We start from the raw sequence: 14,138 nt of genomic DNA on the forward strand, positions 1-14,138 counted from the left end.
ATATAGTGCTAACTTTTCTTCAGCGCTCATCCGAGCAGCGTTCTGCTTACGCCCACATCAGGGTGATATCAAATCTAAACTAGAACAGAGTGACTTTAAGTCCTGTAAGCGAAGTTCAAGCACAAAGACCCACCAGTATGAATTTAACTGAATTAAAGAACAAACCAATAAGCGAGTTGGTTAACCTGGCCGAGGAGATGGGCCTGGAAAACATGGCGCGCGCCAGAAAACAAGACATCATTTTCTCAATCCTAAAGACACACGCAAAAAGCGGTGAAGACATCTTTGGTGATGGGGTACTAGAAATTTTACAGGACGGTTTCGGCTTCTTACGCTCAGCTGACTCTTCGTATCTTGCAGGACCAGACGATATTTATGTATCGCCAAGCCAAATTCGACGCTTTAACTTGCGTACCGGTGATACGATTGCCGGGAAAATTCGTCCACCGAAAGACAGTGAACGATACTTTGCCCTGCTAAAAATCCGCGAAGTTAACTTCGACAAGCCTGAAAATTCACGTAACAAAATCCTTTTTGAAAACCTTACACCGCTTCACGCAGCAGACCGCTTGCGCATGGAACGTGGTAATGGCTCAACAGAAGACATTACGGCTCGTGTACTGGATTTGGCGTCGCCAATCGGTAAAGGCCAGCGTGGTCTTATCGTAGCGCCACCTAAGGCCGGTAAAACGCTTCTTCTTCAGAATATTGCTCAGTCAATTGCTGCTAACCACCCAGATTGTGAGTTAATGGTATTACTTATTGATGAGCGTCCGGAAGAAGTAACCGAGATGCATCGTCTTGTTCAAGGTGAAGTCGTTGCTTCAACCTTCGATGAGCCAGCAAGTCGTCACGTACAAGTTGCTGAAATGGTTATCGAGAAAGCCAAGCGTCTTGTTGAACACAAAAAAGACGTGGTTATCCTGCTTGACTCGATTACTCGTCTTGCTCGCGCTTACAACACGGTTATCCCATCATCAGGCAAAGTACTTACCGGTGGTGTTGATGCGAATGCTCTTCACAAGCCTAAGCGCTTCTTTGGTGCTGCCCGTAATGTTGAAGAAGGCGGAAGCTTAACGATTATCGCAACAGCGCTTATCGATACCGGCTCTAAGATGGACGAAGTTATCTACGAAGAGTTTAAAGGTACAGGTAACATGGAATTACACCTTAATCGCAAAATCGCGGAAAAACGTGTATTCCCGGCTATCGACTTCAACCGCTCTGGTACCCGTCGTGAAGAACTGCTTACAGCGCAAGATGAACTACAGAAAATGTGGATCCTTCGCAAAATCGTTCACGAAATGTCAGAAATTGACGCAATGGACTTCCTTATCAGTAAGTTGTCAATGACTAAGACAAATGATGAGTTCTTTGACGCAATGCGTAGACAAAAGAGTTAATAGAAACTTAGTAATAAGTTGATATTTAAAGAAAAGGCGCCACTCGGCGCCTTTTTTATTCCCTGCATCGATAAAGCACTTTTCTTATACTTCCGTCTAATACCCTCAGTCTTGTGAATGAGGTACTTTTGTCTGCTTATTGATTTTTAACAGCAATCGTTAGTTCAGTGGTGTGTTCTCCCTTGAGATGATTTACTCTGTCTAAACAACACCAAAGGAAATAATAGTTATGTACCAGAAATTGCTGTCACTTGCGTTTGCAGGGCTGACCTCTGTGTCTGCTGCTTATGCTACTCAAATCAATGTTGATGAATTAGCCAATAAAGTAGAACCTGATGTAATTAAATGGCGCCATCACTTTCATGAATTTCCCGAATTATCGAATCGCGAGTTTAAAACCGCTGAATATGTTGCTGACTACCTTGAAAGCCTGGGTTTAGACGTGCAAACCGGTGTGGCAAAAACGGGTGTGGTAGCTATTCTAGACTCGGGCAAGCCAGGTCCTGTGGTTGCATTACGTGCAGACATGGACGGTCTTCCTGTAAAAGAGCAAAACGATTTGTCCTACCGCTCAAAGCAGGTGGGTGAATATAACGGAAAAGAAGTGCCGGTTATGCACGCCTGTGGTCACGATACTCACATGGCAATGCTCATGGGCGCGGCAAAAATTCTTACCGAAATTAAAGGCGACCTGAAAGGTAAAGTGAAGTTTATCTTTCAGCCTGCAGAAGAGGGCGCACCCGCTGGAGAAAAAGGCGGTGCGGAAGTTATGGTCGCTGAAGGTGTACTTAAAAACCCTGATGTAGACGCTATTTTTGGCCTGCATATCAATGCTAATACTGATGTGGGTAAAGTGCGTTATAACGCGGGTGGCACCATGGCCGCGGTAGACCCATTTAAAATTGTTATTCACGGTAAGCAAGCCCACGGCGCTTATCCTTGGAAGAGTGTTGATCCAGTGGTTACCGCTGCGCAAATGATCATGTCAATTCAGACTATCGTTAGTCGTGAGTTGAAATTGATTGACGATGCAGCGGTGGTGTCTATTGGCTCTATTCACGGCGGCAACCGTTCAAATATCATTCCAAATGAAGTAGAAATGATTGGCACAATTCGTACACTCAATGAAGCCGCTCGCGATCACATTTACGAATCGCTTCCGCGCAAAGTTAAGGCTATAGCTGAGAGTATGGGAGCAGAAGCAGAACTTACGTTACCGCTAGATTACTATTACCCCATTACGTACAACGACCCAGAGCTTACAAAAGCTATGCTGCCTACTATGCAGCGTACCGCAGGCATTGAAAATACGCTGCTTTCTAAACCGGTCACGGGGGCGGAAGACTTTTCATTTTTCCAAGAACAAATTCCAGGTTTGTATGTTTGGGTAGGCGGCAAGCCATTGGACGTGTCTGAAGAAGATAGCCCAGCTCATCACACACCGGAATTTTATGTTGATGATGAAGGCATGAAACTAGGCGTGAAGCTTCTCACAAACTTTACTCTAGATTACATGGCTCAACACTAAATGTGATGGCCGGAGACATGCGTTGAAAATAGGCAGTATTTCATTTTCTTTTTCATGGTCTCTGGCCCTTCAAGCACTACTTGTATGTGTGTTAGGTGCGGGTCTTAATGCTCTCAACCCACCCTTTGACAGCACAGGGATAGCTACATTTGGTATAGGTGCGGCAGTTTACGCTTCACTTCGGTTTTCTCCTTTTATTTCCATTCCTATTGCGCTTATTGTTAGCCTTCCCTTGTGGCTTAACGACGGAAGCATTGTTGGAAAGGAAAGCCTTACTCTGCTGCCTGTCGTGCTTAGCTTTTTTGGCTATAACAAGTCGCTTAAACAGGTGATAAAAGTAGGCGCAGGTTTTTGGTCTATTGTCTTTCTGCCCATTCTCGTTTTAGAGCATTCTCTTTATGATGGTGATAACGCAAACATGCTGTTTTCGGGCGTGCTGGTTACCTGGGTAAGTGGTGTATTTGGCCTTGTGACTGGACACTTTTTGTATTTGGCAGTCCACGGGCTTAAGCGACAAACATCAAGTAAGTCCGAGCGGGTTACGCTACACTTTCTTTTTGGATACTTCTTTTCCGGTTGTTTTTTCGTTGCTTCCATGGCGGTAATTTATTTGTCGGTGAGCCTGTTTCAACAACAGCAAGAAAGACAAATTTACAGTTACATGGCGCAGCGTGTGAATGTGCTGGAGTTCCAGCTTTCAAATTTTATTCAGCAACATCAAAGTGCCATTATTAGCGCAGCGCAAGTGTTATCTAGCGAGGTATCAAACAGTGATTTCGATAACGCAGCGGTGACAAATTTGCGGGTGTTGGCATCGAATAACCCTGAATTTCTGACCTTCCTTATTGCGGGTGACAATGGCGATATTATTCACGCTTACCCGCCTACATTGTTGGATAAAGCAAGGCAAAACGGTATGCCAAACGTGGCTTACAGGCCGTATTTCTTTGAAGTCATGCAGGCAGGTAAACCATTTCTTTCAAATGCATTTCAAGGCCGAGGTTTTGGTAACGATCCAATTGTAGCCTTGTCAGCCCCCATTACAGACGCAGATGGCACTCCAAAAGGTATTGTAGAGGGCTCTTTATCGTTAAAGAGCTTTTCTGCTATTGATAACCTAAGCTTGGGTGGTTTTTTGATGCTCATTGAGGATCAAAAAGGCGAAGTTATCTATGCATCTAAAGGCTTGAAGATGAAGCCACTCACTAAAGCACCTTTTTATATTTGTGAACCTGATTGTGCTGTTGAGGTTAAGAACGGGCCTCAGGGAAAAACATGGTTGAGGTTAGCGAAAGATATGCCTTTTGCTAGCTGGAAAGTCAGCTATTACTTCGACAAACGACTGTTAATGGCATCAATGAGTAATTATTTACTCAAAGACTTACTGCTGCTATTGGCATTATCTGCATTTGGAACATTCACCGGGTACGTAGTTGCAAAAATGGTCGGCGCGCCTATTCGTCGCCTTGTTCGCTATATTTCCGAATTCGACCCCACACAAAAAGAAGGTGTTAAAGCTCCACAAAGGGCACTGCACATTCAAGAGCTCTCGTCGCTAAGCGATGAGTTCGTGAGTTTAGAAGCCCGATTGCTCGATGCATTTGAAGAGCTAAAGGTAGCAAGAGAAGTAGAGCAAAGCTTGAATGTCGAACTAGGGGAATTGAATCAGTCTTTGGAAAAGCGCATAGAAGAGAAAACCGAGCATCTTGCGTTAGCGCTTAAAGAAGCGGAAGCCGCTAATGTGGCGAAAACGCAGTTTCTCGCCAACATGAGTCACGAGATTAGAACGCCAATGAATGGCATTATTGGCTCATGTGAATTGATGCTCGAGAACGAGTTGCCGGAAAATGTTTCGGCTAGAGCCAAAACAATTTCACGCTCTGCTAGCAATTTACTTATCATTCTGGACAGTATCTTAGATTGGTCGAAGATTGAATCGGGTAAAATGCTTACCGATATTCAAAGCTGTGCCATTCGCGAGTTACTTGAAGCTTCTTGTGACCTCTACCGTCACGCTGCGCAAGTAAAAGGGTACGATATTGCTTTGTATATTAATCAGGGCGTACCTAACGCACTGAATATTGATGCAGGAAAGGTGAGCCAAATCATCAATAACTTACTTAGTAACGCGATTAAGTTCACCAGCGATGGTGTCGTGACGGTTAACGTCAGCTATGCCCACCAAGGACTTAAAATTTCGGTTACCGATACAGGAATAGGCATTGCTCCCAACAAACTACGCCTTATTTTTGATAAGTTTGAGCAAGCAGATCCGTCCACTACTCGAAATTTTGGTGGCACAGGCTTAGGTTTGGCCATTTCTAAAGGTTTGGTTGAGCTTCTTGGTGGAGAGCTTTATGTTGAAAGTGAACTGGGTAAAGGAACAAGCTTCACCTTCCACATTCCTGCCACAGTAAGTGAAGAAAAAGAGCATGCAGAAAATGAGGTGATTCCGTCATTACCTGATGGATTACGGGTTTTATTGGCTGAAGACAACGACATTAATGCTGAAATCGTCATGGACATGCTCAAATCGTCCAACATCAAATGTATTAGAACGAAAAACGGGCAAGATGCTGTTAAGGCCGAGAAGAGGCACGATTTCGACGTAATTTTAATGGATTGCCAAATGCCGATCATGGATGGTCATACAGCATCGAAACTTATTCGAAGTGAAGGCAGGAATAAGGACACGGTCAGAATCATCGCCTTAACCGCCAATGCGTTTATCGAAGACAAAAATGCCTGCTTAGAAGCAGGCATGAATGCGCATTTAAGTAAGCCTATTCGCAAGCAGGTTCTATTTGACTGTATTGCCCGTGAACTTGCTCGCGTTTGAGGCTACATCAGTGTTATCGCTCGGCGCTTCGCTAACGAATCGCAGTACAATATATCCTAAGCACGCCGAGACAAGAGAGCCGGTTAAAATGCCCACACGCTCGTCAAAAATTTGATTGATGCCTGTCTGTGCAAAGGCCAGTCCCCCAATGAATAAGCTCATTGTAAAGCCAACACCGCAAAGTAGCGCACAGCCATAGATATGCTTGAAGTTAAGATCCTCTGGTAACTTAGCCAGCTTTAACTTCACCATTAAGTAGCAAAAACCGAATACGCCAATTTGTTTACCCACAACCAAGCCAAGAAAGATCCCAAAGGTAACAGGATGGAAAATACCCTCCGGACTGATGTTACCAAAACTTATGCCGGCGTTAGCGAAGGCGAATAAAGGTAGGATCGCGAAACTCACCGAGCCATTCAAACCGTGCTCTAGTCGCGTTACCGGAGAATAAGATTCGTCTTTCTCATCCCGCATAGGAATAAAGCCAGCAAGTACGACACCTGCCAGTGTGGCGTGAACGCCTGACTTCAACATGGCTACCCACAGAATGATTCCCACAAAAACATAAGGCGGAATATCTACCACATTGCGTTTATTCATTTGCCACAACAGCAATAAACAACCTGCAGCAATATACAGCGCACCCGCGGTAATGTGCTCGGTGTAAAACAGGGCAATGATTACGATAGCACCGATATCGTCAATAATAGCTAGGGTAACTAAGAAAACTTTAAGGCTCGTAGGTACTCGACTACCTAGTAGCGCCAAAATACCTAACGCAAACGCGATGTCAGTAGCGGCGGGAATTGCCCACCCTGCAATGGCTACGGGGTTGTCCCAGTTGATGCCTACATATATCAAGGCGGGTAGTGCCATACCACCAACAGCACCCGCTGCGGGTAAAATAATATCTTTAGGATTGGCCAATTCACCTTCGCAGATTTCCCGCTTCAGTTCCAGACCCACGTGAAAAAAGAACACCGCCATTAACCCGTCGTTAATCCACAGCAATAATGGCTTATCGATAGCCCACGTACCGGCTGATATTTGTACCGGCATACTGATTAAATGATCGTAAAGCGTATCTAGGGGAGAATTAGCAATAATGAGCGCAAGAATCGTTGCACCCATTAACAATATGCCGGGAGCGGCTTCGCGATTTAAGAAGTCAGAGACCACGTCTTGTACTTCTTCTATCACCTCATCAAGTACGTCGGGTTCGTGTTTATCTGTCATCAATAACCTCTAACGCCCGTTCATGGTCAACGTCGCAAAATGTGGAAATAAAAGCGTTCGTTAATCCGTGTAGTCAGGCAACTTTTCTACATAAATTAATTATAGTTAATACGACTGACAGCGAAGAGATAGATCACCCTTATAAGAGAGTAGCCTCAACAACCCTTAAGCGAGTGGCGCTATAATTGACGCCATTTACGGTGGGATTTTGAACGGTTTTACGCTACAATCGCGGCCTTTCCAAGGTTGTCCACTTTACCTACCCCGAGGATCTCTAGATGGCAAAAGTCGCGATTGTAATGGGTTCAACTTCAGACTGGCCTACTATGCAGCAGGCCGCAAAAATGCTGAAGTCGTTTGGTGTTGAATTTGAAGCGAAGGTGGTGTCGGCGCACCGTACACCCAACTTGCTAGTAGAGTTTGCAGAAAGCGCTGCAGATGAAGGTTTTAGCGCAATCATTGCTGGCGCAGGCGGCGCAGCTCACTTACCGGGTATGATTGCTGCACACACGCATTTACCTGTGTTTGGCTGCCCGGTTAAATCAAAGGCGCTCAATGGATTAGACTCACTGCTTTCTATCGTTCAAATGCCGAAAGGTGTTGCGGTAGGTACACTGGCAATAGGTGAGGCTGGTGCAGCAAATGCGGGTCTTCTCGCGGCACAAGTTGTTGCGCTGCAAGACGAAAGCGTACGCAATGCCGTTATCGCTTTTAGAAAATCGCAAACTGATACGGTACTTGCTTCAAGCAATACGTTGGAGCTAGATGAATGAGAGTAGTCGTTTACGGCGCAGGCCAACTTGCTCAAATGATGTACCTGGCGGGAAGCCCGTTAGGTATTGACGTTCAAGCTGTGGACGTAAACAACGATACCGTTGTACATCCAGTTAGCAAAACCCCTCTTGAAATCTCACTTGCTCAAGCACTAGAAGGTGCAGATGCTCTTACCGTAGAATTTGAGCATGTACCTGAAAGGCTTCTTGAAGACGCGGCGAAAACAAACAAGTTGATGCCAAATATTGACAGCATTCTTGTTGGCGCCGATCGCGTACGTGAGAAAAAGCTGCTTGAAAGCATGCAGGTGGCAAATTGTGAGCACCAAATAGTTACCGACCTTGCCCAGTTAGACGATTGCGTAAAGCAGTTGGGTAGCAAACTTATTCTTAAGGCTAGCCGTGATGGCTATGACGGATATGGTCAATGGCGTCTAAGTGATGAGTCTGATTTACCTGAACTAAAAAATGCCCTTCAGGGATTGGATTTGCAGACCGTGCCTTTAGTGGTCGAAAAAATGGTGGCTTTCGACAGAGAGTTGTCATTAATCGGAGTACGCAATGCTAATGGCGACGTACGCACCTATCCACTTGCTGAAAATTTGCATCACCAAGGTCAGCTTCACGTATCGGTTGCACCAGCGACTAATGTTGACGACGCACTTCAAGATCAGGCTCACGATATCTTCGTGAAACTGGCTGAAGGCATGAACTACGTAGGAGTGCTGGCTGTTGAGCTGTTCCAAGTAGGCGACAAGCTGCTTGTTAATGAACTGGCTCCCCGCGTGCACAACTCTGGTCACTGGAGTCAATCAGGCGCGGTAACCAGTCAGTTTGAAAATCACTTACGCGCAGTATGTGGACTGCCCCTTGGCGACACCTCCGCTATTGGCCCAAGTGCTATGGTCAACATCATTGGTTGCAGTAGCTTCTCAAGAGATTTGCTAAGCATTGATGGTAGCCATCTTCACTGGTACGGAAAATCTGTGCGTGAAAAGCGTAAGATGGGACACATTAACGTCACCACTAATTCTTATGAAAACTTAGGTGAAAAGCTCATGGCTTTGAGTAAATATTTACCACTTGAGTACTTCCCAAAATTAGTTGGTGAAGCAACGCGATTAAAAGGTTGACACCCACGCGTTTATCGCTAGAATACGCATCCGCTGTCTAGGCAGCGGTTTTTAAAGTGTGCCGACTTAGCTCAGTTGGTAGAGCAACTGACTTGTAATCAGTAGGTCGCCAGTTCGATTCCGGCAGTCGGCACCATTTTTCTTTTTTCCTATGCCAATCTTACGTACACTTGCTTACGAGTATTCATTCGGAGCAGACTGTATGTCACTTTTTTCCAAATCATTTAAACCATTAGTTATCGTAACTGGCTTATTTTCTTTAAGCATATCTGCGACTATTTACGCGCATGGCAATGACCATGAAAATCATCACTTGCCGAAAGAGCAGCACAAGCACGCCAGTAAGCAATCAGATGTAATGGTTATGGATGGTTATGCCAGAGCAACATTTGCTTTGGCAAAAACCGGCGCAGTGTACTTTACTTTGCATAATCATAGTGACAGCGATAAAACACTGACGTCTGTTTCAGTATCAAACGATGTAGCAAGTGAAGCGCAAATCCACACAACGGTGATGGAGGAAGACGTGATGAAAATGCGTGAGCTAACTGACGGCGTTATAATAAAAGCGGGCGAAATGGTCTCTTTTGAATCAGGCGGCCGTCATATCATGTTGATGGGGCTGACCAAAGGATTAGAAGAGGGCAGCGAAGTAGCACTAACCCTCACATTTAGCGATGGGAGTGAACTACCGGTTTTGCTACCTGTTAAAAAAGAAGCGGGCGAAAGCCACCATCACCACCATTAATAGAGTGGCTGAGGCAGAATGTATAAAGTCATCGATTAATGCGATGAATGCAATCAACTAAACCGTTAATCTAAATCAAAATTTCTGTAGTACTATTAACTTATATTATTTAAACCAAGATTTTTCAGCGCCGATGAATGGGCTGAAGGTAAATCTAAAAAGGGTTTTAACGTTAAGGAGTGTGACATGAGCAAGATTGATATTGGTATTTCTGAGAGCGATCGTAACGCAGTAGCAGAAGGCCTTAAAAAGCTATTGGCCGACTCTTACACTTTGTACCTTCAAACGCATAATTTTCACTGGAACGTAGAAGGGCCGCAGTTCCGTGAATTGCACCTAATGTTTGAAGAGCATTACACAGAGCTTGCCGAAGCGGTAGACGAAATTGCAGAGCGTATTCGTACTCTAGGTGTTGCTGCACCGGGCACATATAAGTCGTTCGCTGAGCTTAGTTCAATTGAAGAAGTGGAAGGTGTGCCTGAAGCGACGGAAATGGTGAGATTGTTAACTCACGGTCATGAGCAAGTTGTGAAAACTTGCCGTGAATCGTTAAAGCTAGCGCAAGACGCAGACGATGAGTCATCTGCAGCGTTAATTGGCGATCGTATGCGCGTTCACGAAAAAACTGCGTGGATGCTTCGCGCAACATTACCAAAGTGAATCGCTATATAAGTGCGGTGACGGTGGTTTAACTTAGGCTCAATCGACTAGGCACCTTTATCGCATAAGCAAGTGAAATTATCACAAAGGGTACAGCAGCGCTGTGCCCTTTTTTGTATACTGCCTTCCACTAAAAATAATAGAAGAAGCCTGTGTCAACGCTTACACGGCTTTTTAAAATGAGGCTCCTAGCGATGAAACCATCAACTATTTTAGCTGTACCATCCAAACCTGTGAGCGCGCTGGCGCAGTCACTTGCTTGTGTATTGGCGCTTACGATCAGCCAATCCGCTTTAGCTCACGGAGACCACAAACATGGCGAAGCGCATGAAATCACCGACAGCGATATTACCGTAACCACGCTTGCTGAAGGGCTTGTTCATCCTTGGGGAATGGCATTTTTGCCAAATGGCGATCTGCTAGTTACGGAACGTGAAGGTGGCATTCAGCGTTTATCAAAAGACGGTAAGTTATCAGGACGTCTAGGTAATGTGCCTAAGGTAGTTGCGCAAAACCAAGGTGGTATGTTGGACATCGCTATCGACCCGGATTTTGCCAGCAATAACACTATCTACTTCTGTTACAGCAAAGCGAGTGAGGTTGAGGGCAAGCCGGGCAGCAGCAGTAGTGTTGCAAAAGCCACGCTTACTAATTCAGGCCTTGAAAATGTTGATGTTATCTTTAGTGCCGACTCAATCGTCGATAACGGCTTTCACTTTGGCTGTCGTCTAGCGTTCGATGCTAAAAAGCATTTGTACGTCACAATGGGCGACCGTTATAAGTATATGAAAGAAGCACAAAATACCGATAACCACTTCGGTAAAATTGTACGCATAAAGCGTGACGGCAGCGCAGTAGAAGATAACCCTTTCACAGACGGCAAAGCCCCTGAAATATTCAGCTATGGTCACCGCAACGTGCAAGGCGTTACTATTCATCCTGAAACTGGTGCGGTATGGGCGATGGAGCATGGCCCGAAAGGTGGTGATGAAATCAATATCCTTGAGCGCGGTGCAAACTACGGTTGGCCTGTGATTACCTATGGCGTTGACTATAGTGGCAACATTATCAGCGACAAAACCCATATGGATGGTATGAAGCAGCCTTGGTTGTACTGGGACCCGTCTATTGCACCAAGCGGCCTAACCTTCTACCAAGGCGACATGTTCAAAGAGTGGAACGGCGATATATTAGTGGGTTCGTTGAAATTTACCCACCTTCGCCGTATCAAGGTAGAAGGTGGAAAGCCCGAAGAGCAGTTTGAATATGTTCGTGACAATCACGCCCGTATTCGCGACGTTGAAGTTGGCCCAGAAGGTGCCATTTACTTACTGACCGATGCACCGAACGGCAAAGTATTAAAGCTAACCAAATAGCATAATACCAGTCCGCATAGATAAGTGCTCACTCAGAAGGCGCTGGCAAGCTTCATAGCGAAGCGTGGGAATGCAGGAATGGCTGTTCCCTTTCAAATTCTGGTATAAGACGTAGAATGAGAAAAGGCGCCACTTCATTGTTATTGTAAAATGAAGTAAGCGCCCTTTTTATTTATAAAGACATCGGGTCTCGTATTGACTTATTCGCTGTCGTTACCCTTTTTGTAACGTTCAAACCACGCCACAATATTTCCTACTTTCTGTATTAAGCGAGAAGGACGGCTTGCAATGCCGTGTGAAGCCCCTGGAATTCGCACCATTGCAGCATCTACGCCTTGTAACTTCAAGGCTTGATAATACTGCTCTGTTTCGCTAATTGGCGTACGGTGATCGGCTTCACCGGTTAGCAACATGGTTGGTGTTACCACGTTGCCCACCAGACTTAGCGGACTGCGCTGCCATAACTTATCGGCAATATTCCATGGCATATCTGCCATCCAGTAGTTGCTGAAGTACGGGTATGCGTCGGCAGTCAACGAAAAGCTTACCCAGTTAATGACCGGCTTAGCTACAACAGCTGCGCTAAAGCGATCAGTCTTACCGATGGACCATGCGGTAAGGGTTCCGCCGCCTGAGCCACCAGTAATAAACAAGTTCTCTGAATCTACATAGCCTTGCTTAACAACCGCATCTACCACGTCCATTAGGTCGTTATAATCTTCTGATGGGTAGTTATGGTGGATCAAATTACCAAAGTCTTCACCGTAAGAGCTGCTGCCCCTTGGGTTAGCCCATACCACGACATAACCTTGCGCGGCCATTAGCTGAATTTCCATAGCAAAGTGAGGGCCGTAGGCAGCATGCGGGCCGCCGTGAATTTCTAATATAAGCGGGTATTTTTTGCTGCTATCAAATCCAGGAGGCAATGCAATCCATGCGTCGATAGGTAGCTCGTCAACACTTGATACTACGGAAAGGTCTTGTACTTCTGCCAGCGTTTTATGACCAAGTGCATCGCTGTTTAAATCGGTGAGTTGCGTATCGTCTTTACCTTTTCTATAAAGCGCTAGGTCGCCAGGCACAGTGCGGCTTGCCGTGGTGTAAACAATGTCGCCTTTATCACTAACGGCGAAGTCGCCCGACGTGTAAGGGCGTCCAAACGCTTGTCCACCTATGCTAACGTCGATCGGTTTCACATCGCCTTTCAGGTTCACCGCAGCAAGTTTAGTTTCGCCATGATCAAGGTAAGAAAAGATTAATCCTCGGCTGTCTTTGCGCCATTCAAATTTGCCTAGGCTTCTATCTAGTGACGTGGTTAATCGAGTGATGTCACCACTTTCAAGCTCAAGTACAACTAGGTCGCCATTCTGATAAGAAAGCTTTCTGTCGTTGAGCTGAGTAAACGCCAAGTATTGTCCGTTGGGACTCAAGGTTGGTCTACCTTCAGGCCCTTCAATATCGGTAACTTGTTCAACTGCCGCTGTATTCACATTCACTTTATAGATGTCGCTAAACAAAGGGTGCAGCGCGTAGTCTTCTCGTTGTGGTGTGGCAAAATAAATCCAGTCATTCTCTTTAGAGAAAGAAAGGGTGCCGCCGCTAGGGAATTTTCCTGTTGTTAACTGACGCGGCGTACCGCCTTCAACAGGCAGAACAAATATCTGGTCAAAGCCTTCACGCAAGTAGCCTCTTCCGTCACTTCTATACTGTATCGCATCAATATAGGTGCCTTGGTCAGCCCACTTTGCTCCTTTAGGCTTGCTCGGCATGCCGGTAAACAATGGCTTTTGCTTTTCTTCGGTAAACTGGGTGAATGCTAAGGTTTTGCTGTCATGAGACCAGGTTAACTGACGAGGTGCTTCGCTGGTGTTGGTCAAGCGCACAGACTGCATGGTATCTAAGTAATAGAGATGGATTTGTGCGCGGCCGTTGACCGATTTTGTATATGCCACCATTTTACCGTTGGGCGATAAGGTAGCCTGTGACAAGTTTTCATCTACACCAATAAACGGGCGATGCTCACCGGATTTAATATTTACTTGCCAAAGTCGGCTTTGTCTTCCGTCAGTCATGACATCCATGCTCTGACGAGAATAAATTACCGTATCCTTGTTAAGAAACTGTGGGTTGGCCACAAATTCTAAGTTAAAGGTGTCATCGTATGTCAGCGCATTTAAGCTAGTCGAATCAGAGGCAGATCCCTGCAATGCATTGGCCTGACTTATACCTAAAACCAATAGTGATAATGCAGTCGAGGTAACACATAAGCCTTTTCGTACTGGTCGAAAGGCGAAACGAGACGCAAACATAGTTGTTCCTTTTGTTATTGTTTTTTGCGCTGAGCGCGATAGGTAGAATGTTCGCTGTCGTGTGCTTAGCGTAAATCCTTACGCAAATGTAGCAACCTGCGAACGTTGTCTCTAACCATATCGCTTTCGTTTC

10 protein-coding genes and 1 tRNA gene are annotated in these 14,138 nt (G+C 45.5%); 9 read left to right on the forward strand and 2 right to left on the reverse strand.

The genetic code is table 11. The features are described from left to right. Window positions 1-137: 137 nt before the first annotated feature. The 3 genes from rho to F0261_RS12130 all read left to right on the forward strand — a co-directional run bounded on the left by rho (window position 138) and on the right by F0261_RS12130 (window position 5,770). Entirely contained in the window at window positions 138-1,403 is a 1,266-nt protein-coding gene (rho, locus tag F0261_RS12120; RefSeq protein WP_014948094.1) for a transcription termination factor Rho, read from the forward strand. A gap of 229 nt (window positions 1,404-1,632) precedes the next feature. After that, window positions 1,633-2,931 (forward strand): amidohydrolase, encoded by a 1,299-nt coding sequence (locus F0261_RS12125; RefSeq protein ID WP_014978175.1) that lies wholly within the window; start codon window positions 1,633-1,635, stop codon window positions 2,929-2,931. 22 nt (window positions 2,932-2,953) lie between these two features. Further along, window positions 2,954-5,770, forward strand: coding sequence for an ATP-binding protein (locus F0261_RS12130; RefSeq protein WP_014978176.1), 2,817 nt, complete (start codon window positions 2,954-2,956; stop codon window positions 5,768-5,770). On the opposite strand, the gene nhaA is transcribed toward F0261_RS12130, so the two are convergent. Next, window positions 5,732-7,006 (reverse strand): Na+/H+ antiporter NhaA, encoded by a 1,275-nt coding sequence (nhaA, locus tag F0261_RS12135; RefSeq protein ID WP_014948097.1) that lies wholly within the window; start codon window positions 7,004-7,006, stop codon window positions 5,732-5,734. The two genes, F0261_RS12130 and nhaA, sit on opposite strands and share 39 nt — an antisense overlap. Before the next feature lie 278 nt (window positions 7,007-7,284). Between nhaA and purE the strand changes: the two genes are divergently transcribed. From purE to F0261_RS12165, 6 genes are all read left to right on the forward strand, one after another. Then, the gene (gene purE / locus F0261_RS12140) at window positions 7,285-7,779 is read left to right on the forward strand and encodes a 5-(carboxyamino)imidazole ribonucleotide mutase (protein WP_014948098.1); all 495 of its coding nucleotides are present in this window, start codon (window positions 7,285-7,287) and stop codon (window positions 7,777-7,779) included. Next, window positions 7,776-8,912 (forward strand): 5-(carboxyamino)imidazole ribonucleotide synthase, encoded by a 1,137-nt coding sequence (locus F0261_RS12145; protein WP_171338069.1) that lies wholly within the window; start codon window positions 7,776-7,778, stop codon window positions 8,910-8,912. Before purE ends, F0261_RS12145 begins: the two co-directional genes overlap by 4 nt. A 60-nt stretch (window positions 8,913-8,972) precedes the next feature. Beyond that, window positions 8,973-9,048, forward strand: a tRNA-Thr gene (locus F0261_RS12150). 66 nt (window positions 9,049-9,114) lie between these two features. Next, window positions 9,115-9,660 carry a copper chaperone PCu(A)C gene (locus tag F0261_RS12155; RefSeq protein ID WP_171338070.1) on the forward strand — a complete coding sequence of 182 codons (546 nt, stop codon included), beginning with the start codon at window positions 9,115-9,117 and terminating at the stop codon, window positions 9,658-9,660. A gap of 186 nt (window positions 9,661-9,846) precedes the next feature. After that, entirely contained in the window at window positions 9,847-10,320 is a 474-nt protein-coding gene (locus tag F0261_RS12160) for a Dps family protein (protein WP_014948101.1), read from the forward strand. A gap of 194 nt (window positions 10,321-10,514) precedes the next feature. Beyond that, window positions 10,515-11,696, forward strand: coding sequence for a PQQ-dependent sugar dehydrogenase (locus F0261_RS12165; protein ID WP_171338071.1), 1,182 nt, complete (start codon window positions 10,515-10,517; stop codon window positions 11,694-11,696). 200 nt (window positions 11,697-11,896) lie between these two features. Here the strand turns inward: F0261_RS12165 and F0261_RS12170 are convergent, their stop codons facing one another. Continuing rightward, window positions 11,897-14,005 carry a S9 family peptidase gene (locus tag F0261_RS12170; RefSeq protein WP_171338072.1) on the reverse strand — a complete coding sequence of 703 codons (2,109 nt, stop codon included), beginning with the start codon at window positions 14,003-14,005 and terminating at the stop codon, window positions 11,897-11,899. Between the last annotated feature and the right edge of the window lie 133 nt (window positions 14,006-14,138).

It is taken from the genome of Alteromonas sp. 07-89-2 (genome assembly GCF_013113925.1).
Lineage (GTDB): Bacteria > Pseudomonadota > Gammaproteobacteria > Enterobacterales > Alteromonadaceae > Alteromonas > Alteromonas macleodii.